The 21,068-nt window shown below is 31.0% G+C and carries 19 protein-coding genes and 2 pseudogenes; all 21 read right to left on the reverse strand.

The features are described 5' to 3' along the window. Window position 1: 1 nt before the first annotated feature. Window positions 2–1,648, reverse strand: a complete 1,647-nt coding sequence (locus L6651_RS03210) for a recombinase family protein (RefSeq protein WP_237036601.1) — start codon at window positions 1,646–1,648, stop codon at window positions 2–4. A gap of 3 nt (window positions 1,649–1,651) precedes the next feature. Beyond that, window positions 1,652–1,876, reverse strand: coding sequence for a hypothetical protein (locus L6651_RS03215; protein ID WP_072469067.1), 225 nt, complete (start codon window positions 1,874–1,876; stop codon window positions 1,652–1,654). A 153-nt stretch (window positions 1,877–2,029) separates the two neighbouring features. After that, window positions 2,030–2,731: a replisome organizer gene (locus L6651_RS03220; RefSeq protein ID WP_156700660.1), complete on the reverse strand. Its 702-nt coding sequence runs from the start codon at window positions 2,729–2,731 to the stop codon at window positions 2,030–2,032. A gap of 81 nt (window positions 2,732–2,812) precedes the next feature. Further along, the gene (locus L6651_RS03225; RefSeq protein WP_072536768.1) at window positions 2,813–3,883 is read right to left on the reverse strand and encodes a PDDEXK nuclease domain-containing protein; all 1,071 of its coding nucleotides are present in this window, start codon (window positions 3,881–3,883) and stop codon (window positions 2,813–2,815) included. A 391-nt stretch (window positions 3,884–4,274) separates the two neighbouring features. Further along, complete coding sequence (locus L6651_RS03230) at window positions 4,275–4,802, reverse strand: PcfB family protein (RefSeq protein WP_237036602.1); 528 nt, start codon at window positions 4,800–4,802, stop codon at window positions 4,275–4,277. A gap of 181 nt (window positions 4,803–4,983) precedes the next feature. After that, window positions 4,984–5,157, reverse strand: coding sequence for a hypothetical protein (locus L6651_RS03235; protein WP_019124119.1), 174 nt, complete (start codon window positions 5,155–5,157; stop codon window positions 4,984–4,986). Window positions 5,158–5,230: 73 nt separating this feature from the next. Next, entirely contained in the window at window positions 5,231–6,871 is a 1,641-nt protein-coding gene (mobQ, locus tag L6651_RS03240; protein ID WP_237036603.1) for a MobQ family relaxase, read from the reverse strand. 345 nt (window positions 6,872–7,216) lie between these two features. Next, window positions 7,217–7,507: a DUF3847 domain-containing protein gene (locus L6651_RS03245; protein WP_237036604.1), complete on the reverse strand. Its 291-nt coding sequence runs from the start codon at window positions 7,505–7,507 to the stop codon at window positions 7,217–7,219. A 405-nt stretch (window positions 7,508–7,912) separates the two neighbouring features. Beyond that, on the reverse strand, window positions 7,913–8,578 hold the full coding sequence (locus tag L6651_RS03250) for a class C sortase (protein ID WP_237036605.1): 666 nt from the start codon (window positions 8,576–8,578) through the stop codon (window positions 7,913–7,915). Beyond that, on the reverse strand, window positions 8,568–13,484 hold the full coding sequence (locus L6651_RS03255) for a Cna B-type domain-containing protein (RefSeq protein ID WP_237036606.1): 4,917 nt from the start codon (window positions 13,482–13,484) through the stop codon (window positions 8,568–8,570). The genes L6651_RS03250 and L6651_RS03255 overlap by 11 nt, the downstream gene beginning before the upstream one ends. A 338-nt stretch (window positions 13,485–13,822) precedes the next feature. Beyond that, window positions 13,823–14,206 carry an Ig-like domain-containing protein gene (locus L6651_RS03260; protein ID WP_237036607.1) on the reverse strand — a complete coding sequence of 128 codons (384 nt, stop codon included), beginning with the start codon at window positions 14,204–14,206 and terminating at the stop codon, window positions 13,823–13,825. Window positions 14,207–14,888: 682 nt separating this feature from the next. Beyond that, entirely contained in the window at window positions 14,889–15,056 is a 168-nt protein-coding gene (locus L6651_RS09495) for a hypothetical protein (protein WP_019192815.1), read from the reverse strand. 3 nt (window positions 15,057–15,059) lie between these two features. Beyond that, a complete protein-coding gene (locus L6651_RS03270; RefSeq protein ID WP_019124113.1) occupies window positions 15,060–15,278 on the reverse strand; it encodes a helix-turn-helix domain-containing protein in 219 nt (72 codons plus the stop codon). A 650-nt stretch (window positions 15,279–15,928) separates the two neighbouring features. Then, a pseudogene (locus tag L6651_RS03275) lies at window positions 15,929–16,081 on the reverse strand (Maff2 family mobile element protein); the annotation flags it as partial. Then, the gene (locus tag L6651_RS03280) at window positions 16,082–16,405 is read right to left on the reverse strand and encodes a single-stranded DNA-binding protein (protein WP_002842079.1); all 324 of its coding nucleotides are present in this window, start codon (window positions 16,403–16,405) and stop codon (window positions 16,082–16,084) included. Between the two features lie 190 nt (window positions 16,406–16,595). Next, window positions 16,596–17,459: an Abi family protein gene (locus L6651_RS03285; protein ID WP_058259928.1), complete on the reverse strand. Its 864-nt coding sequence runs from the start codon at window positions 17,457–17,459 to the stop codon at window positions 16,596–16,598. A gap of 156 nt (window positions 17,460–17,615) precedes the next feature. Then, window positions 17,616–18,431 (reverse strand): annotated as a pseudogene (locus L6651_RS03290) (VirD4-like conjugal transfer protein, CD1115 family); the annotation flags it as partial. Between the two features lie 11 nt (window positions 18,432–18,442). Continuing rightward, entirely contained in the window at window positions 18,443–18,628 is a 186-nt protein-coding gene (locus tag L6651_RS03295; protein ID WP_000545006.1) for a transposon-encoded TnpW family protein, read from the reverse strand. A 111-nt stretch (window positions 18,629–18,739) separates the two neighbouring features. After that, on the reverse strand, window positions 18,740–19,747 hold the full coding sequence (locus tag L6651_RS03300) for an ORF6N domain-containing protein (RefSeq protein WP_237036608.1): 1,008 nt from the start codon (window positions 19,745–19,747) through the stop codon (window positions 18,740–18,742). Between the two features lie 71 nt (window positions 19,748–19,818). Further along, window positions 19,819–20,142 (reverse strand): hypothetical protein, encoded by a 324-nt coding sequence (locus L6651_RS03305; RefSeq protein WP_001222544.1) that lies wholly within the window; start codon window positions 20,140–20,142, stop codon window positions 19,819–19,821. 173 nt (window positions 20,143–20,315) lie between these two features. After that, entirely contained in the window at window positions 20,316–21,068 is a 753-nt protein-coding gene (locus L6651_RS03310) for a phage replisome organizer N-terminal domain-containing protein (RefSeq protein ID WP_237036609.1), read from the reverse strand.

Genomic DNA, 21,068 nt, shown 5'->3' on the forward strand with positions numbered 1-21,068 from the left:
ATTAGAGATTGTAAAATACTTGTAGCGTGTCTGTATTTCCTATGAAATTGTAGTAAATATCAATTGTTTGGGTGATTTCTCCATTCACTACTTCTTTTTCGTGAACATAGATTTTTGAGATGAGTTCGTTTAAGGTTTCTTTGTCCAGCTTCTTTATATCCCTATGTTTTTTTATGAGTTCAATCCATTTTTTAACATTAATATCTTCAAGATCTTCTTTGACAATCAATTTTTGATTATCTTTTATTCTTTGATTTAGATAATCTTGTTCGTTTTGTGATTTTTCAAGAATTTTTTGGAAGTTACTTTCACTTATCTTATTGTCTAGCCAGTCATCATATAATCTTTCAATCTTTTTAGTTAAGTCTTCTACTCTTATTTGATCTTCGTAAATCTTATCCATAATAAATTTTTGTTCTTCTTCATTATCAATTTCTCGTGATTTTTCAAGTGCTTTTATGATTTCTTTTTCGTCTTTTAATGCTATTTCTGCATTTTTCCTAATGTCTTTAAGCACTATCTCGTAAAGAGTATCGTAATAAATTCTATGTTGACTACATAATGACTTTCCATATCTTCTATAAGTGTTACAAGTGAGTAACTTTTCTCTTTTTTTTGATTTGTTTCTTCCAAGATTTAAAGATTTTCCACAATCGGGGCATTTTACAATGCCTGCAAATATACTTTCTTCTCCATTTTTAAATGGTCTTCTCCTACTCTTTAATTTTTCATTCGCTATATTATAAATATCTTCAGAAATTATTGGTTCGTGTGTGTTTTCTACGATTATCCATTCCTCTTTGGGTTTATCGGATAACCAACCTACTTTGAATTTATAATTAACTTTTTGACTAGCAATATGACCAATATAAACTGGGTTTTCAATAATTTCTTTTAGGGTTGTGCAGTCCCACCAATACTCTCCACCATCTATGGTCATTTCTAACTTAGTTTTTTTATTTCTAAGTCCTTTTTTTCTATTCCACCAGGTAGGTGTAGGTATTTTTTCTTCAAAAAGTCTTCTTCTAATTGCCTGGACTCCATAACCACTAAAAGCAAGTTCAAAAATTTTTTCAACAATCCATGAAGTTTCATCATCGATTACTAATTTATGTGGATCTTCATCGTCTTTCCTATATCCTATTGGGGCAAGACAACCAATAAATTTTCCTTGTCTTGCTCTTGTCATATAGGCAGATTTCATCTTTTTGGAAACATCTCTTGAATAAAACTCGTTTAAAACATTTTTAAAAGGAACTATTTCGTTGTTTTCTTGAAAGGTATCTACTCCATCATTTAAAGCTATATATCTGACATTGTTCTTTGGGAAGAAATTTTCTGTATAGTATCCAGTCTGCAAATAGTTTCTTCCAAGCCTTGATAAGTCCTTAGTGATGACTATATCTACTTCTTTATTTTCAATATCTCTAATTAGTCTTTGAAATGACGGTCTATTTGTATTTAATCCAGTATATCCATCATCTATATATACATCGTAAATACTCCAACCTCTTGATTTTACATAGTTTTCTAATAGCTCCCTTTGGTTTTGTATGCTGGCACTCTCTCCTTTCTGCTCATCATCTTTAGATAGTCTGCAATAAATTGCAGCTTTGAATGAAAAGTGATTTGAATTTGTTTGTATCATTTCCTATTCCTCCTTATTTGAGTTTTCAGAAATAACACAACTTTCTCTAAAACTATTTTTATTATAGCACTCTTTTTTATTACTATCAATATTATATTTGTTGTACTCAATTTCATTGTCCTTACTTAATTTGCTTGATTTCTTTATTAGTCTTAGAAAAGCTTCTGTATCTGTTCTTCTATTATCATAATTTCTTTTTACAATGTATTTTGTTTGTCTTTTTGTCATAGCTTATCCTTTCATGCAATAAAAAAAGGCGATTAGATTTTTAATTTTCTAATCGCCTTTTAAGTGTCATATTTACATTTTTATTATCTCTGGCATACTTTGATACCTTTTTATACTTAAAGTCCTTAATAGTGGCTTTCCACCTCTTTTTATCTATAAAGATTCTCCTACATCATAGTTCATTTTTTTATTTCCCATTTGATGTCTTAGTTTGTCTTTATCTTTTTCATACCAATTTAAGATTGTCGCATAGTGGTTTTGATAGGTCTTTCCACTGCTTTCCATGTATCTTGATAGTTTATTTATCATTATTTCTGTGTGTGGTTTTACTTTTTCTTTAAGGTTCTTATATTCTTCTTTGCTTAACCTTACATTTTTGAATTCTCCATAAAAAATGGGGGTGGACTGTTCTTCTCTCCCCTTATCTATACTAACCTTATCTAATCTACCCTTATCTATACTGGGTTGACCACTTGACAACCTTTGGTTAACCAGATGACAACCAACTTTTTCTTCTGAAACATATGCTCCGTTTTCCGTCTGATAAAGCTGCTGTTTCTGCTCTATATACATTGTTGGCTTATATCTGTCTTTTCTAATAAAGTTATTTATCTTCCAATGAGTAATGACGATAATCCCCTGATCAAAGACTATCACAAAGCCTTTGGCAATAAGTATTTTTAGGTCATCTTCATTTGCTCCTATAATCTTGATGATTTTCTTAGGGTTATTTACAAAACCGTCATCATCTGCCCTCATTGATAAATGAAAATACAGGCATTGACTACTTAGTGGCATATCCAAAAATAAGTCGCTATCTACTATCTTTAGTGAAAACATTCTTTTATCTGCCATGCTCTCCTACCTTTCTTCAAATAAAAAAGACGATAGTTTTTACTTCTACCGTCTTGCGTACATTTATTATGTTTTTAAAATTTATTTTAGTTCGTTTTCAATTTCTTCTATGGTTGGTAATGCTCCCTTTAAACTTTCAGGAATTAAGTTTTGTAGATGATATTCTGAAATTCCAATAGGCTCTCTTGAACTTTCAGAAGCATATTTTGCCAATACATTATCCTTTGTCTTACAGATTAAAAGACCTATTGTTTGATTATCCCCATCTCCCTTTAATATATGATTTACAGATGTTACATAGGTTCCAAGTTGTCCTATATCCGCAGGTTTAAATGCGGAAATTTTAACCTCCACAACTACATAGCAATGTAGCTTAATGTTGTAGAATAACATATCAATAAATTCTTCTGAATTCCCAACTACAAGTCTATATTCTCTGCCCACGAACGAAAAACCTGTCCCTAGTTCCAATAAGAATTTTTGAATATTATCCATCAAAGCGTCTTTCAATTCTTTTTCATCATAATTTTGCCTTATAGATATAAAGTCAAAATTATACGGATCTCTCGTCATTTCATTGGCTAAATCACTTTGTGTAGCAGGCAAATTATTTGTGAAATTTGTTATTGCTTTTCCTTGTCTCTCAAATAGATCTGTATCCAAGAAATTTAAAAGCACAGCTCTACTCCAGCTATTTTCTAATGTTTTAGATATAAAGAAAAATGCTTTATTCAAATTTCCCTCACATCTATCCATAATATATCTTTGATGTCCCCATGGGATACTAAAAATCATATTAAAATCTCCACCGACTTTAGATATTTGTAAATCGTCCACAAGCTGTGGACGATTTAATGGCGAATACATTTCATAAAATTTTTTCATATATTTTAAATTAGTAACAGAAAATCCTTTGACATTGGGAATTTCATTTTTTAAATCCGAACTTAATTTTTTATAGAATCCGCTACCCCATCTGCTTTCTGCCTTTAAGCTAATAATTTCTTCTCCTAAACTATAATAAAACTTTAGCATTTCAGAATTAACCGAAACTGCTGCTTTAAGTTGCCTGCTTGTATATGATTTTTTTATTTTCTCAAGCATTTTTATATATTCACTATCTCCTATAATAGCTAAATCTTTTTTATCCATTCTCATCACTCCAATCTGATTTTCTTTATTTTATCTATTTCTTGCTCCAATGGTGGGAGTTTTAATCTTTTTATCACAATCAGCTTATGGTAAACAATCTCATTTTATCATTACACATTTAGTTTAATTAATGTGATTATACCAAAAATGTTAAATCTTTTCTATCTCTCCCTCTCTCTCTTTATCTATCTCTATATCTTTCTCTATCTCTTGTCGGACATGGGTTGGACTCATTAAGGACAATGTCCTCTTTTAATTTTATCCAATAATATCTTTTGTTTGTTGCCATATCTGCTCCTTTCTTGATTTTCGATAATCGAAATTCTTGATTTCCGATTTTCGGAAGTCTTGTTATTATAGTTATTTAAGGGTGTAACTTTTCGTTACTCCCTTAGATTTCTCTGGTCATATCTTTTTTGTTTGGTTTTACTTTTTCTTTTACTTTCCTTTTGACTTTCTCTTTTGTCTTATCCTTGTTCTTGGATAGGTCTTTGTATTTCTTTATTTGTTTTAGGATACTTTCTTTTTCTTTTTTATTTTCCTTGGCTATGACTTGTTTAAAGGCATATTCCATTACTTTTATGTCTTTGGCTTGGAAGAATACTTCATAGTTTTTGCTTTCTTTGTTTTTCATTACTGAGAAACTTATTCCAAGTTTGTTTAGTTCTTTTTTTAAGTCTTTGAGGTCGCTTTGATCTATGCTTATATTTTCTAGTTGTCCTTTTTTGTAGAGGTCTTTTATTTCCATTTCATCGCCCATAAGGCTTTTTAGGTTTCCGTTTGCTTTTTCTAAAGTATCATTCATCTTTTTTCTTATTTCTTTGTCTAAGTTGATTGATTCTTTTGCTGCTTTTATTGTGTATGATATTACGGTTTGTGCTGCTTGACCTGCTTCTTTGCTTATTTCTTCGTTTATCATGCTTTTCTCTCCTTTGTTTGAATTAAAAAAGGGAAGTATAGGCTTTAATTTTTCTATACTTCCCTTTGATTGTTTTATTTTATTGTTGTTGGTGGTGGAATGCTTATTTTGATGTTTTTATATCTTTCTTAGGTATTTGTACCTTTTACTGTTTTTCTGCTCTTATTTTGCTTTTCCACCTTCAGTAGTTTATGTGTGTTCTTATGTCTGATAGATAGTTTTTCATGTTGGAATATATAATCTGTATTTCTTCATTGTTCATTGCTTTTATTTCTTCTGTGCTTTTATAGGTTTTGTATGTTCCATCTTGATCTGCTTTTATGAGTTCATCTATTAGCTCTTGCCTTTTATTCATCTCTATTACCTCCTAAATCTGCCTTTATTTTCTTGGTTATATTATAGCTTGGATAAGATATTTTTACCAGGTCTTATCTTTCTTGATCCATTTTCTTGTTTTTCATCATTTCTCTGTATTCATTGTCTTTAATAACTTGGTCTTGGAACTTTTTAATCTGTGCTATTACACTTGGTTTTTCACCTTGTTTTATTAGCTTATCTATTTCTATGGATAAGTCTATGCCAAGTTCTTTGTTTACAAAATCTACTGAATATTTTATATGATTAATTTCCTGGTATTCATCTTTTATCTTGTCTTTTTCTTTATTTATTTCTTCAAGATTTGCCATTAAAAGACTTTTTTCTTCATTCCATTTTTTAGGACTTAGTTTTTCCTTATCTGATAGGAGTTTTTTTAATTTCTCGCTTACTACCTTATATTGGTCTATGTCTTTCTTATGTTTATTATAGAATGTGTCTTTTGTGAATATATTTTTCTTTTGATATTCTTCATAAATTTCTTTTTTGGCTTTATAGATTTCATAGTATAGAATTTTCTTTTCTACATCTTCCATTTCTTTATGAATTGTCTTCGCTTTTTTATTTAGCTTATAACTATTAGACTTTAAACTTTCTATTTTTGTTTGTAACTGACCTATGGTTTCTATATTATTTTTTCTTAAATAACTATATGCACTCGTTAGCTTTTTGAAGTCATATTTTTCTTTATTAGTTTTTGCATATCCTTTTAGGTATTTACTTTTTTCTTTTTGAATTTCTGAATAAGTTAATAGATAATTTGTTAGATTGAAAAGTTTAGGGTTGTCTATTACCTTATCTCTTTCTATATCCTTAAATTTTTCATAAGCAGTAGATAGGTTATCTAATAGATTTCCTATCCAACCCTTTAATATTTTTATCTCTTCTTTTATTGTTTTTACAAGTTCATTATATTTTCTTATTTCTCTATTATAGTTTCCCTTGTCAGTTTCTATTCCTTTTCTTTCCATTGCACTTGCTGCTGATCCTAAATGGATTGTCGGTAGATAATCTGAATTTTGTCTTTTAAAACTCCTATGGTCTACTCTTTTTTCTATCTTGTTTTTTGCTAGATATTCATTGCAAAGGTCTGAAAAATTTTCTCTCCATTTTTCTACATTGCCCTTATCATTCCAGCTTGTTAGTTCTACTTTTCTTGTCTTTGGTTTTCCATTTTTGTTTAAAATCTTTTCTCCTTTTTCATTTAGGATATATTCTTTTTTTGACTTTGCTAAGAACTCTCCTTTTTCGTTTATGGGTCGCATTATGGTCATTATATGACAATGAATATTTCCATTTTTGTCTTGACTCTCATCATGAATTGCATAATCTACTATCATTCCTTGTGATGTTAGATTTTCTTTTATAAATCTTTCAACTAGGTTTTTATTTTCACTTAAAGATAATTCTTTTGGTAGTCCTATTATGAATTGTCTTGCTAGTTGTGCATTAGAATTTTTTTCTGCCATTTCTACTTTATTCCATAATGTAGACCTATCATTAAATTCTTTTGGTATATGATCAGGCAATATTATATTTTTTACTAATACTTTTTCTTTTCTTGTATAATCATGGGTTACTCCGTCCCATTCATTTTTTATTTTTTCTCCACTTATATATGCTGCACTTGCTACTGCACTTTTTCCTTTTCCTCTTGATATTATTTTTACTGAAAAATGAAAACTGTCTGCCATTATATCACTTCCTTTCTTTTTTTGTTGTTTTAGGTGGAGGCTTAGAAGATTTTTTATATACACTTTGTGAATGAGCGTTTTGAAATGATAGAATTAAAAAAGCCGACTACTGAATTAATTTTTGTTGTTTCAGTATGTCGGCTTAATTGTTACTTTCATTTCAAATTTTAAAAGTCAAGGGCGAGCGTTAGCGAGTTTATTTACCCTTGACTTTTAAAAAGCGAATGGTTTTTGCTCCCTGCAAGGGTTTGGCTCCGCAGGACGCAAGCACCCTTTAGGGTGTATAATTGCGCCCTTAGAAAATCTAAGGGAGATTTGATTATTTACATACCCCTTTATTTTTTCTTAATTTGCTCTCATTATTCTTAGTGTTTCTTTAAATTCTTTTGTCTTTGTTGCTTCTTCTAGTAGGATTTTTATTTCTTCATCTGTTAGTTCTTCTGAATTTTCTATAAGGCTTTCTAAGATTGCTCCTCTTGTTATTAGCCTATGAGTTCTTTCTTTTCTTCTTTTTATTATATCTTGTTTTAATATCTTCTTTTCTTGATTTTTTAGTTGCCTTAATCTTTCTTCTGTATCGTTTATTTTTTCTTTTATTTCTTTTGACTCTTGTCTTATTTGTTCTAATTTTTTCATATAAAACTCCTTTCTTGTAATAAAAAAACGACTAGATTTTTATTTCTAATCGTTTTCGTTTTAAATATTATAATTTGCTATATTCCATTTTAATTTTATGTTTTCTATATTTCTTTCCATGTAATCCCAATCTGAAGTACCTCTACTGTCTATTGGCAATTTAATTTTTATATCTGTCAATACTGTGCTAGATATTTGATCTTTATATTCAGTATTTTTTAAAGCTTGCCTAATAATTGAAGTTAAATAGAATGCTACTTCTCTATTCAATTCTTTATTTTTTAATTTTAAACAACTTTAATAAACTGACAAATTTTCATGAAAATTTGCAGCCGATTTCATACCCGTCATACCAAAAAACTATCCAAAGAATAATTTCAATGGATAGTTTTTTATATTGCTAATTTAATTGTTTATCTCTTCATCATTTTTGATTAGCTCAGCTTTTACTAAAAGCCTTTTATCGTTTTTGGGATAGGGGTGACACGCCATTAAAAAGAGTTTGGTCTTTCCTTCTTCTCGTGTAAATTTACTCCAATCCGTAGGTTCAATCACTTCTTTATCTACTACTTTGTAATAGAGTTCTTCTTTCCTAGTAGTAATCTTTAGCTCATCACCTTTTTCCAACTTGTCGATATTTAGAAAGGATTGTGTTTCGTTTATCCCTCCTCTGTGTCCCGCAAGAACAGTTATAGTATTTTCCTCTGAAGTCGGTATATCTGTATCTTCAACAATACCTGAACCTTCTAATAAAGATTGTTCATTTGTATTGTCACTAATAGGGGTAATTACTCCTATCTTATCGATTCTAAGAACGCCTATAGCTGTATCTTTTATAGAGTCTTTTGATGCAACATTTTGTTCTATCTCTTCAGGTTTATTCTCCTGTTCGTGATTTTCAAAAGGAGGTAATTCTTGCTTTATTTGTCTTTCCAGATTAATGGATTCTTCTTTCTTTAATTCTATCCTCTTATGGTTTAGAAATAGAAAAGCAATAGAAAAAACAATGAATATTAACCCGACTGCAAGAAGAAATTTACTTAGATAATCTTTTTTTTGCTTATTTGACATTTTTCTTTCTTCTTGAATTTATTCTCTTTTTTCTTTGAATTCCAGCAAAAGTAGAAAGATTACCAAGTCCCAATAAAATCCAAGCATAGGTTGATGGATTTAATCCGTTTCCTGTTTTAGGTAGAGGCTTACCTGGTAAAGGAGTCTTAGGAGTATTTGGTTTAACTGGTTTTCCAGGATTATTTGGCTTTTCTGGCTCTTTTGGAGTTTCAGGCGTATTTGGTTCTTGTGGGTCATTAGGTTTATTTGGTTCTTCTGGCTTACCTGGCTCTGTTGGTTTTTCTTCTTTATTTACAATTGTAAATCCATCTTTCATATTGCCAAGATAATTGACATCAAACCATCTTCCATCTAGTTTTATTGTATTTCCAACTTCACCAATTTCTTTTATCGTATAGTGGTAGTCATGCTTTGAATTTGCACTTTCCTTAACATCTAAGTTCTTGAATTCTCCACTCCAATTATTATCTTTATTTAACTCAAGAAGTTTTCCTGTAGCTTTTCCATCTCGATATAGTTCAACCATGATTTTGTCTACTGGCTTATTTCCATATAAAGTCCAGTCTTTCTTAACTTTAATCGTTATAGTATCTGGTTCAGATGGTGTTGGTGGTGTTTTAGGCTCTTCTTTATTTATTATTGTAAAGCCATCTTTCATAGACCCACTGTAATTTACTTTGTACCAATTTCCATTCAGCTTAATTGATCCTGTTTCTTCTCCGACTTCTTTTACTGAATATTTATAGGCCTCTTTTGAGTCTAATTTTTCTACTACGTCTAAGTCTTTAAATTCTCCACTCCAATTATTGGCTTTGTTTAGTTCTAGCTTTTTGCCTGTAGATTTTCCGTCTCTATAGAGTTCTACCTCTATTTTTTCTACTGGGGCTGCTGTTTCTTTTCCATCTTTATCTTGCCAAATTTTTTCTACTTTAAGGTCTTCTTTTGATGGAGTAATTGGTGTCCATGGGCTTGAGGTTTCCTCTAACTTGTTTGTTATTTTAAAGCCTTCTTCCATAGATCCTGTGTAGCTTACTCTAAACTTTTTATTTTCTAGTTCATATAGACCTTTTTCTTCTCCTACTTCTTTTACTGTGTATTCGTAGGCTTTTTCGGAGTCTAGTTTTTCTACTACATCTAAGTCTTTAAATTCTCCAGTCCAGTTGTTTTCTGCATTTAGAGTTAATTTTTTATCTGTAGATTTTCCGTCTCTATAGAGTTCTACTTCGATTTTGTCTACTGGTGCGGATATTTCTTTTCCATCTTTTCCTTGCCAGATCTTTTCTACTTTGATGTCTTCTTTTGATGGAGTAATTGGTGTCCATGGTGTAGAGGTTTCTTCTAACTTGTTTGTTATTTTAAAGCCTTCTTCCATAGATCCTGTGTAGCTTACTCTAAACTTTTTATTTTCTAGTTCATATAGACCTTTTTCTTCGCCTACTTCTTTTACTGTGTATTCGTAGGCTTTTTCGGAGTCTAGTTTTTCTACTACATCTAAGTCTTTAAAGACTACAGTCCAATTGTTGCCTTTGTTTAGTTCTAGCTTCTTATCTGTCTTTTCTCCATCTCTGTAGAGTTCTACTTCAATCTTTTCTACTGGTGCATCAATAGTTTTTCCATCTTTTCCTTGCCAGATTTTTTCTACTTTGATGTCTGTCTTTGGTGGGTCTAGTGGAGTTGGTTTAATTGTCTCTTTATTTGTAATTACAGTGCTTTTCTTTGAGCTGTCATTTTCATAGCTAACTTCAAATGTTCTATCAGCAATTTTTACAAGTCCGTCAACTTCACCAACTTCTTTAGCAGTGTATTCATATTCTTTATTGTTAGCAAGATCTAGAGTCTTAAGGCCAATAAATGAATCGCTCCAACCATTATCTTTGTTTAAAGCTAAAGTTTTACCTTCAACTGCTTCACCATCTCTGTATAATTGAACTTGCACCTGATCAATATCATCTAAGTTTTTGCCTGGTAAGTTTTCCCATTTCTTTGAAACTTTTAATTCAGTAGTTTTTATTGATACTTTCGTTGTATTAGCTCTTCTAGCATTTGTGGTTTCATTTCCCAGCTCATCAATTAAAGTAGATTGTAATATCGTCGTATTATAAGCCTTAATAGGATTATTCTTGTTATCTTTATTAGCTACGTAATCTGAGTATTCACTATAATTTTTAGGGATGCCTTCCATCTTTATAGTTAAATACAAAGAGGAGTTTTCTGGCATAATAAAATCATTTCCATCTTTTGTTTTTCTTAGATCTATTGCTATGGCTGTGATTTTATCCGATTCAGGTTTTACATCTGTCCATACATCCTTATTATCTAAATTACCCTGATCTGTTAATGTTCCATCTTCATTATAAATATGGATATTGTCCTTAGTAGAGTAATAATATTTAGGAGCTACATCATATTTCCCACTATTTCCTTCTGTTATTTCCTTAAACTTACCTTGCCAATATGGGTTATTGCCATGGTCATCTTCAAGGACATCATAGAAAATAAGGTTCTTTGTTCTAGTTTTTTCTGGAGTCTTGAGTCTTAATTTATATTCATACTCTTCCCCTTCATTAATTTCTAGCGAACTCTTAAAGACTTCTTTTTGTGTTCCTACAGATTTTACATAGGAAAGTTCTGACGCTTTCGGTAAGTCTATTTTTTGTGTAGTGTCTCTAAAGAACTTATTTTGGATATCTTCCTGTCCTTCATTACTAATATTAGAAAAATCTCCGTACTTTTCTTTTAATCTTTCAGGGAATTTTTCACTGCTTACATCAGCGTTCCCATTTTTAATACCACTAGTTGAATTAGGGCTAAAAGCTACCTTGTTGTCTAATTTAGAATCTAATTCTTCAATTTGATCGAAAGTTACAATAAGCCTATACCTGACTATTATTGAAACTATATCTTTCACAGCTTCTTGTGCGCCAGAGGTGTTAACAGATATTTTCATCATCGTCTGCCCAGTACCCTTCCAGTTATCTATGAACTCAGTGGTATAGCTAAAGTCTTTCAAAACGTTTCCTTTAACATCCCCGTTATAATAACTTGGTCCCACATGAAAATTAAGCCATTTTGCAATTGATCCTAATCTAATATCCTTTACATTCTTTTCTGTTATTCCTTTTGGAAGCAGGTCATAAAAGACAGATTCATTGAGTATTTTCCAATCAGCTGAAGTTGCTTTACCTGTCTGTTCTCTTAATTCAAAACCAATAGAATAGTCAATCTCTGCAGTTTTGTTGATTTGATCAAGCTCTCCAACAAGTTCTGATTGTTTACCCATATTCCCCTCAAATTTTGGTCCTTGAATATACAGGTTTGTCTTGTCTTTTGCATTAAGTTTCCTACTTCCATCTAATTTGCTTATTGAAGATGATGCCTCATTAGTGATTTTTACAGACCCATCAGCATCTAATAATTGTTTTATCCTATCAGAAGCTATTATTTTTGCACCTATATCAATACCTCCTGACATAAATGTGCCTCTGGTAAGGGTGAGTTCAACTTTAACAGAAACTGGCTTGCCATCCATACTAATTGGTTTATCATCACCATCAAATTGTAGCCAGCTATCTTTTGAGCTTAATTTCAAATCTTTAAATTTTATCCATTCTCCTGCAGGATCATTTTTATAGAAAACCTCAGCTGTTCCAATATCACTTACTGTTCCCAATTCTTCTTCTTTATCACCATCGGGAGTTTCAACAATTTCCTCTAAATACATACTCGGTTTTATTGATGTAAAATAATACTCATCCAGAGGGGTTAATTTTTCTGAATCATTTATAGATAGTGGCCCTTCGTCTATAAATTCAATTTTAGCCCCTATTCCTTTTTCTCTATCAAAACTCTTATACCTAGCTGAAAGATCAAAAGTTACATCTACAAAACCATCCTCTAAAAAGATACCCTTATTATAAGCTGCATTTTTTGCTGTTTTAGAAAAGTCATCAATATCATGCTTATCTTCCATTTTTTTTGGTGGTTCATATTTGTATTGATGAGAAACTGTTATCTCATCATGAGAGTTGTGTTCATAGTTTGTATCAACACCTTCAATAGATACTTTATCTACATTTTTTATTGTTAGGTCAGGATTATCCTTTAATGAATCCTTCCTGTGTCTGCAGAGTATATAAAATAGCTTTTTCTCCTCTGGATAATAGGAGGAAGTACCTATTACAATTTTACCATCTTTTGCTTGACCAACTATTTTGTACTTGTCACCATATTTGTCCAGTCGTGCTATAGCTTCTCCTGGTGTCACTTGTGGGTCAATAATTGTATTTACGGGTTGTAGATTATTTTCAAACTCAAAATTTATCTTCCATATTGTATAAAAATAATCTTCGGAGTCTTTTGGCTTTTCTCCCCAATTTTCATCCCACACTTCTCTTTTTTCTTGAACCCATTTAGAATTCCTTCCATTTTTCTTAATGTTGGTTTCAGTGTGATTTTTTAATTTTAGTGTATTTGATTTTATTGCTTGGCCATTATTTTCTAAAGTAAAACTTGCTTGTATATCTTTTTCTAAACCACTTTCAACTCTATATGGATAATGTTTATAATTTAATACTGCATTCATACTATATTTTCCAGATATAGTCTCATAATTAGTCAAAACTAGGTCATTACCCTCGATACTATAAGAAAAAGAAGTTCTACCTCCTGTTTGCCCTTTTTTTACAAAAGGAATTGTATCCTTATCTAATTCGGCAGCTTTACTACCTCCTCTCTCATCAAGTAGAAAGTTTGGAATCCTAATCTTTACTTCACCTGGGGCTAAGCCCTCACCATCTTTGACACTGATTGAGAAGTCAATATCCAAGGTAATTTTTTCAGAGCTTTTCCCACCAACAGTTAAAGTATCCTTTTCTATGCTTCCATCTCCGCTAGAATTCCATTTCAAATTCAAACTATAATCTGCTACTCTTTCTGACGGTGCATTTAATTTATTAATGTCTGTTGATGATTTATTTTGTAATTCTTCCCTGACCTCTTGGCCCTCTACATTTGAATTATCTAAACCTTGATTTTCTTCATTGACCTTGTCATTTTTTAATTGATTCGTTTTCTCAAGATTTTCATTATTTTCAGTATTTATCGTTTTTTCAATTGATGCTTCATCTTTTTTAATTTTTGATTCTTTTTCTTCAGGAGGATTGCTTATACTTAGTAGGCTTCCTTCGATGCCAATACTACCTTTTACATCTGTTTTATCCTCTACAAGGCTTGTAAATACTACCTTTAGAGTACCCCCCCCGATTCAGAATTAGGGTTATTTACTTGTGCTTTTGCAACTTGCACTCCGTCAAGAGTATGTACTACAAAGTTGCTTTTTGATGCCTTAAAACCTTTAGGAAGACTGACATTAAAATAGTCTCCTTTTTTAATATCTGCTCCATATTCACTGGCATCCCAGTCTATTTCTAGTCTGCAGTCCTTGTCTTCCTCAATTTTCTCATTAAGATCAATGGTATTACCTTTTAGATCTTTGACTTCTATCCTACTAATTCTTGTTTTTGACAAATGATTTGCACCTTGCGCAAATGCTTCACCAGTTGGTACAATTGTACTTAACAGCATTAAACAAGCTAAAAAAAATGCTGTTATTTTTTTACATTTTAACATTATTTCCTCCTTTTCTTTCTTTTTTTCAGAAACATCCCATATATAATGAAATTTATTCCGATGAAAAAGAATCTATACACATAAATATTACCACTTTTCAAGGTTTTTTGCCACTTTTTATGCATTTTCACATCAGTTTCACAAGACACTATTTTTAGTTTACATATTAGAAGAGTTGGCTATAATTTTTTTGTGATGTCTTAGACCATAAGTTAGATTGACTAAAATCGAGTAGGGGCTAATTTATAGTCCCTATCACACCACCCGTACGTACCGTTCGGCATACGGCGGTTCAATATTTTCTTGTATCATATTATTTATTACTTATGTATCTATTTAACTTTATTCTTTTTGTATCTGAACCTTAAGAGATGAATACGTCCTTCCTTGTGTTCCATCAAGTCATAGTACATCATTTTCAAATATTACAATAAATATCGTTCCTCCCTTCGCTCCATTTCCATTACAGAAACTTCTTCACTACTATGGATTCTGCTGACTTCTCACTATTCGTTGTTACTACTATTTCGCTATTGCTTTCTCTCTCCTAGATGTCACCATCTAAAACTTGCAAGTCGCTATTAGATTCGTTGGTAACTACGCTCTGTAGGGATTTTTACCCCAGCATTAAAACATGCCCGTCATAACAAAAAAATAAAGGCAGTCCGAATACTGCCAATATTTATCTCTCTGTATCTTTGCTATGGTCTTTCTTATTTGACTTAGCTTTATCATCTGTCTTAAAGCTTTTTATTTGACCAGTCTCTTGATCAATGTTGTCTTCAGCTTCATCAAAGCCTAATACCAATTTCGGATAATCCCTAGCTTGATCTTCTATCCTTAAAGTCATTCACTATTCCTCTTCACTAAAATTGTCTTCAAAACTAATAATATCATTAGGAGTGCAAGATAGAGCCTTACATATTCTTTCTAAATTTTTAAATGTAATTGGTTTATCCTTGCCCATTTGTGCCATAACATTTGTTGTAAGTCCTGCCATATCTATTACATCTGTTTTCTTTAATCCTTTTTTTGCTAACTGTATCCATAATGGTTTATAGTTAAGTGCCATAATATCCCTCTTTTTCTGTTCATTAGATTTATTTAATTATAGTATGAATATTGATTTCATTCAATCTTACATTGATTTAGTGATTTGTTTTAGAGAATTTGCGTCTTCTTTTTTCGAATTTATCTATTAAAGTCATAAATAAAACATCATAAACTATAAATAGTATAACTCCTATTATTACTCCAATTGGATTTGGAAGTCCAAAATAACTGGCAGTTATAGCAATCGCAAAAATACATGTAATAACTATAATTTGAATTATTAGATACACTATTTTACCCATTAGACTGCCTTAACATCATCAAAAGAAGAAACGAAATAAAAAAAATAAGTGCTATTATATAATCTCTTATTCTAAAAAAGAAGTACAATGATGACAAAAACGTCGTAAATATAGCTATTATCAATAGCATATTTCTGAACTTTTCTAATCTACTTTTACGCATCATAAAGCCTCCAAACTCTCTGACAATTATCTATTGCATGGTTTAATGCAGTAACTTCAACAATGACTGCACCTTCCGCGGTAGCAACTTCACCCGCTCTTTATTAGATTAATTTAATTATAGCATAAATATTGATTTCATTCAATCTTACATTGATTTAGTGATTTGTTTTAGAGAATTTGTTGTGTTATTCCGTCCTTATTTTGCCATAAATTGCTTAATACCTTGAGATTTAGCACCAGGGTTGTCATTCCCATAACCTTCCATCAGGTTGATAACACCCCATGCTCCAAGCCCTGCACCAATTGCTGTAACTAATATTTTTAATACATTTACTGCTTGTGTAAAAAATTCCATTTATATTTCCTCCTCTTTTTCTTCTTTTTTAATTTTATTTATGTGCTTTACGATAAAATTTTTAAATGTCTTGTCTTCTTTTTTTGTTTCCTTAAAATATCCAAAAATATGGATGTATTCTCCACTTTTAAATTCCTTCACACTTTTTGCCTTTTCCCCGTAGAGATTACAGTAGATATATTCTTTTTTAACCTTTCCTTCTTCTTTGTTCTTTCTAACTATTGTGAAGTTAGCTACCTCTTTTTCTCCTTCCTTTGTATCTATTGCAGTTGTTTTTATTTCTCCTACTAGATTTCCATTAATATTTAGCATTTCTCTTTCCATTTGTTCTATCTCCTTTATTCCATAAAAAAAGCGATAGTTTTCTCTATCGCTTCTACTTCTAATTCATTAATATTTCATTTTTATCTGTATCTTATTTTTTCGGCTCATCTCGTATATATTTCATTATTCCTCCTTTGGGCATAAAAAAACACCGAAATGTTTTTTTCGGTGTAGATTTCTCTATTTAATTTTATGGTTTTAGTAATTCTTTCCAGTTTTCTATAAAGCCAACATGTCTTAATTCAATATTTTCATATCTTGCTATTAGTGCTGTTAGATCATGATAAAATTTTTTGTAATTTTCTTCTTCAGAAACTATTTTAAGATTAACTAATGTAGCAAATATTGTATTGTTTGAAATATTATTTTTTAAATATTCTTTATATAGCTTTGGTGATTTTGTAAGCTTTGCTCCATATAGCCTGCCATAATGGGCACATATATTTCTTATATAGGCAAAATTTTCTATCCAAGATTCAAAGTAATGGTAGTCTGTATGAAAGACTTTTGCAATTTTACTTTTATCTTCATTTTTCATATTCTTATACATTTTAGATAAAGTTCCAAAACTTGCTACTTCTATCACTGCATAGAGTGGAATTTCTCCACCTTCATAATTGTCTTTAAAGTTTTTTATAAATGGTGAGCGTCTATTTCTTTTAACTTCCCTTGCTAATTCTTCTAGTACCCTTTCTTGTTCCTTTTGTTTCTCAAAATTATTCATATCTTTATATGAAAAGTTCCCATATCTTAAAGAAAAATAGTTTGTGATAACTGCTCTTAAAGAAACTTCAATATGCTCTATTGTTTCAAATATAAGCTGTCTAAGTTCTCTATCAAATTTATATAAACTTACAATATCTTCAAAACTTGTTCCTGATATATATCTTCCATCTTTTTTTAATGTGATACTATAAGCTTTAATCAGCCTATAATAGGATATTCTTCCAAGAATTTTCTTAGCATAAGTTTTATCTTCCACTAAAAGTCCTAAGTCTATTAAATTTTTTACTTGATTTTCTATACTAATCGGTTCTTGATAGATTTTTTTCATTTTTTCTCCTAAAATCAAATGACCCGACTTGGTCCGCATTGTTAAGAGGCGTGTCGGGTGCTGTTGACGTTATTATATGTTATAGAATATTTTTTGTCAAGTATTTTCTTTTAATCTTTCCTAAATATCTATCTTACTTCTTATTTAATTTTAAATTTATTCATCTAATATTTCAACTACCATACTCTCTTTTAACTTAACCTCATCTTTTCTCTGTAGGTATTTCTCTATGTCAAATATATTTCTCTTATCATAATCTTCCAATAACTTGTAATTCTTATGCTTTGTAATATCAAATTTATCAGATAAGAAAGGTCTTACTCCTCTTAACTGATAAATACACTTACCACCATCCATTACAGTTATTTCATCTTGACTCATAAGTTCCTTACCAGTTTTTTGATAATTTAGTCCAAAACTCTTTTGATTCGATCTTGTTTCTGATGTGTTATATAGGTCTATGGTTTCTTTGCCTAGGCTTTCAGATAATTCTTTTAATGTTGTTCTTTCTTTGCCTCCTAAAAATAATGTAGAATCACAATTGCCAACTATGGTATCTGCATTATCTTTATAGATACTTTTTAGTTGTGATTGTGCTTGTAATATTATACAAGCTGATATTTCTCTACTTCTAATAGTTGCTATCAGCTTTTCAAATTTAGGAATTAAGCCGATATTTGCGAATTCATCAAGTAGGCATCTCACATGAACAGGAAGTCTTCCACCATATTCATCATCTGCTTTATCACATAATAGATTAAATAATTGTGAGTACATTATTGATACTACAAAGTTAAATGTATCATCTGTATCCGATATTATTACGAATAAAGCTGTTTTCTTTTCTCCAAGTGTATCAAGCTCCAGTTCATCTTCTTTCATTAAGTCCCTAAGTTCCTGAATATCAAATGGAGCAAGCCTTGCTCCACAGGATATAAGGATTGATTTGGCAGTTTTTCCTGTAACAACTTGTCAAGGACTTTCTAATCATTTTTATGAGGTTTTTTATCTTTTTCTCGCTCCATTTCTCTAAGCATTATCCTTTTCAATTTATCTTGCATAGTTTCAGTCGCATTTTCATTAAAATGGACAATAACCTCATAAGTTACTTTTCCAATCTTTTTTATAGTCTTTGTTCCTGTATTATGTTCATTTTTATTTTCGTGCATATTATTTTCCCTCCTGTTAGTTGCAATCAAAAAAAGACGATAGAGTTTTATTTCTACCGCCTTTCACAAGTCTTATAGCTATTCATTTAATAACGCTTTACCATTTACATATTAAATTTTCAAATCCTTATTGTTCAGCATTCCGCCAAACATCGTATGATACATATCCTTGGAAGATTCCTCTATCTTTGTAATACTTGATATTTTATTTCCTGCATCTTTTGATGAAGCTCCGCAAAGATAAAAGGCTTCACTGTCTGTTCCATAGTCAATGGCAATATATCTATCGTGATACTTTTTCCCTGCGACTTTCATCTTCAGATTGATATTAGGGTAATCTTTTCTAAAATCGTTTAGGATATTTTTTGTCAGCATATCCTTGTTCTTCACATTGTCGCTAAAGACTATAATTTCAACATTGTCTTTTGCAGCCCTTAATAATTCTAAGGTTTTCAAGCCTATATAGTTGTCTATCACATAAATGCTTTTCTTTGCAGACTTATATATTTTGGTATAGGCAACATCTGCTTCAATCTTATCTCCGTTCATTAAAAGGAAATGCTTGTATGTGTCCGGATCTATAAAATTATCCATAACCTTTTTCAAATCTTCTTTTGTAGCCATTTGCGACTTTATTTCAGCTATATCCTTTGTATTTTGATTTGTCTGTACTGCTATTTGAACTAATTCTTTTGAACCGATAAAATCTTGGTTTTCAATGATAAAATCTTTCATTTGCTTAAATGTTCTAACTAAAGCTCTGCTTTGCTTAACAGCAAGTTCACCTCTTAATACAGTCATCAGCATATAAATACCTTGTTCTGTAAAGGCATAAGGATTGTATTTAATATTACTTCCTCTACCAGTCCCTCTGTTCAAGGTGAAATTTTTGCACCTTGAAAGTTCTACCATTTCTTCGTCCGTTAGTTGGAACATGAAGTCTTCACCTTCAAATTTTTCTGCGTTGTTTTTCACCTGTCTATTAAAGTTTTTTGTTTCATAACCATATATTTCAGCTAAATCTGCATCAAGCATTACTTTTTGCCCACGAATAAGATATATTTTTTCTTGTATAGTTTTATCATCTACAATAACTATCTCTTTATTTTCTTCTGCCATGAAATGCACCTCCAACATTATCTAAATTCTTTTCCAATTCGCCACGCACTGCGTAGCTTTTTGAATAAGTCTTATATTCTTTTATATTTTTCTACTCCGCCTTCAGCTTTTCCGATGTGTTCCACATTTTTTACAAGTCCCTTATTTACATTTTCATAAAACCATCTGCCAATCAATGCCGGAGGTGTTGCGATTAACTCTCTCAAAACAAATTCTTTGTCCTTTGGTAAAGAGCTAATTTTGTTTAATAAGGTAGTATATAGGTCAGCATAGCTTGTATTTTCTTGTAAACTACTACACTTACAATATTCAGTAACGCTTGGGAAACCTCCCTCTATTGCTTTTTTAGTTAAAATTTCAAGTTCTTCATCGGTTACAGTAAATTGAATTCGCATTTATATATCCTCTCCTTATAACTGAGTTTATTACCATATCACTATCATTTTATCATAAATACGATATTTTTTCCATACTGCAATTTTAAGCCATATTTTACACTTAGCTATAGTCTGATACCTATTTTATCATTAACGCTCTAAAAACACCTTCCCACCGTCTTGTACGAGGTCTACAAGTGTTCCCCCTTGTCATAATCTTCAAGGGTATATATTTTTGATTTATGGCTTTCTTTTAATTTAACTTTATCTTGCTCATACCAATGAACTAAGGTCGCATAATGATCTTTATAGTTTCTTCCCGTGCTTTGCATATAGGTTGACAGCTTCTCTATCATTTCTTCCCTATGACCTTGCATTTTATCCTTTAACTTCCCATATTCTTCATCGGTTAAGGAAACATTTTTATATTCTCCATAAAGGTTGGGGGATATTTTTTCTATCTCCCCCTCTTTTTCTAACTCTATATCTATCTCTTTATCTATCTCTATATCTCCGTTGCAGTTTTGTTGCAAAAGGTTGCAAGGTGTTGCACCAGTGTTGCATTGCAACGCTTTTTGTCCTCTTGATTTCCTTGAACGCCTTGTAGAAGCTGTTTCTGAACCTATAAGACTTGGGATTTCTGTTAAAAAATACTCGTCATTTTCTGTGATTATCTCCATCAAGCCTTGTGCTATAATATAATTTACTGTAACCATTACATCATCTTCCGTTTCATCAATCGTTAATGCAAGCTCCTTGATAAAGTCTGTTTCTACTCCATCATAATACAGCTTCCCACTATCTTTTAAGCTAAGTAAAAGCAATTTAAGATAGATGATTGTATAGGTATCTCCTCCTGATATTTTTCTTAGCCTTTTGATTCTCTTATCTGTAAAAAAATCTTCTTTCAATTTTAACCAATAGTATCTTCTGTTGTCTGCCAT

The organism is Mediannikoviicoccus vaginalis (genome assembly GCF_928097925.1).
Lineage (GTDB): Bacteria > Bacillota > Clostridia > Tissierellales > Peptoniphilaceae > Mediannikoviicoccus > Mediannikoviicoccus vaginalis.

Coding starts and splice junctions, on each gene's coding strand:
- L6651_RS03260 (WP_237036607.1), bottom strand. CDS start 14,206: ATGTTAAAATGTAAAAAAATAACAGCATTTTTTTTAGCTTGTTTAATG.
- L6651_RS03235 (WP_019124119.1), bottom strand. CDS start 5,157: ATGAATAAAAGGCAAGAGCTAATAGATGAACTCATAAAAGCAGATCAA.
- L6651_RS03250 (WP_237036605.1), bottom strand. CDS start 8,578: ATGTCAAATAAGCAAAAAAAAGATTATCTAAGTAAATTTCTTCTTGCA.
- L6651_RS03230 (WP_237036602.1), bottom strand. CDS start 4,802: ATGATAAACGAAGAAATAAGCAAAGAAGCAGGTCAAGCAGCACAAACC.
- L6651_RS03285 (WP_058259928.1), bottom strand. CDS start 17,459: ATGAAAAAAATCTATCAAGAACCGATTAGTATAGAAAATCAAGTAAAA.
- L6651_RS03225 (WP_072536768.1), bottom strand. CDS start 3,883: ATGGATAAAAAAGATTTAGCTATTATAGGAGATAGTGAATATATAAAA.
- L6651_RS03310 (WP_237036609.1), bottom strand. CDS start 21,068: ATGGCAGACAACAGAAGATACTATTGGTTAAAATTGAAAGAAGATTTT.
- mobQ (WP_237036603.1), bottom strand. CDS start 6,871: ATGGCAGACAGTTTTCATTTTTCAGTAAAAATAATATCAAGAGGAAAA.
- L6651_RS03210 (WP_237036601.1), bottom strand. CDS start 1,648: ATGATACAAACAAATTCAAATCACTTTTCATTCAAAGCTGCAATTTAT.
- L6651_RS03300 (WP_237036608.1), bottom strand. CDS start 19,747: ATGGCAGAAGAAAATAAAGAGATAGTTATTGTAGATGATAAAACTATA.
- L6651_RS03295 (WP_000545006.1), bottom strand. CDS start 18,628: ATGCACGAAAATAAAAATGAACATAATACAGGAACAAAGACTATAAAA.
- L6651_RS03270 (WP_019124113.1), bottom strand. CDS start 15,278: ATGGCACTTAACTATAAACCATTATGGATACAGTTAGCAAAAAAAGGA.
- L6651_RS03220 (WP_156700660.1), bottom strand. CDS start 2,731: ATGGCAGATAAAAGAATGTTTTCACTAAAGATAGTAGATAGCGACTTA.
- L6651_RS03215 (WP_072469067.1), bottom strand. CDS start 1,876: ATGACAAAAAGACAAACAAAATACATTGTAAAAAGAAATTATGATAAT.
- L6651_RS03245 (WP_237036604.1), bottom strand. CDS start 7,507: ATGAAAAAATTAGAACAAATAAGACAAGAGTCAAAAGAAATAAAAGAA.
- L6651_RS03305 (WP_001222544.1), bottom strand. CDS start 20,142: ATGCGAATTCAATTTACTGTAACCGATGAAGAACTTGAAATTTTAACT.
- L6651_RS09495 (WP_019192815.1), bottom strand. CDS start 15,056: ATGACTTTAAGGATAGAAGATCAAGCTAGGGATTATCCGAAATTGGTA.
- L6651_RS03280 (WP_002842079.1), bottom strand. CDS start 16,405: ATGGAAAGAGAAATGCTAAATATTAATGGAAATCTAGTAGGAGAAATA.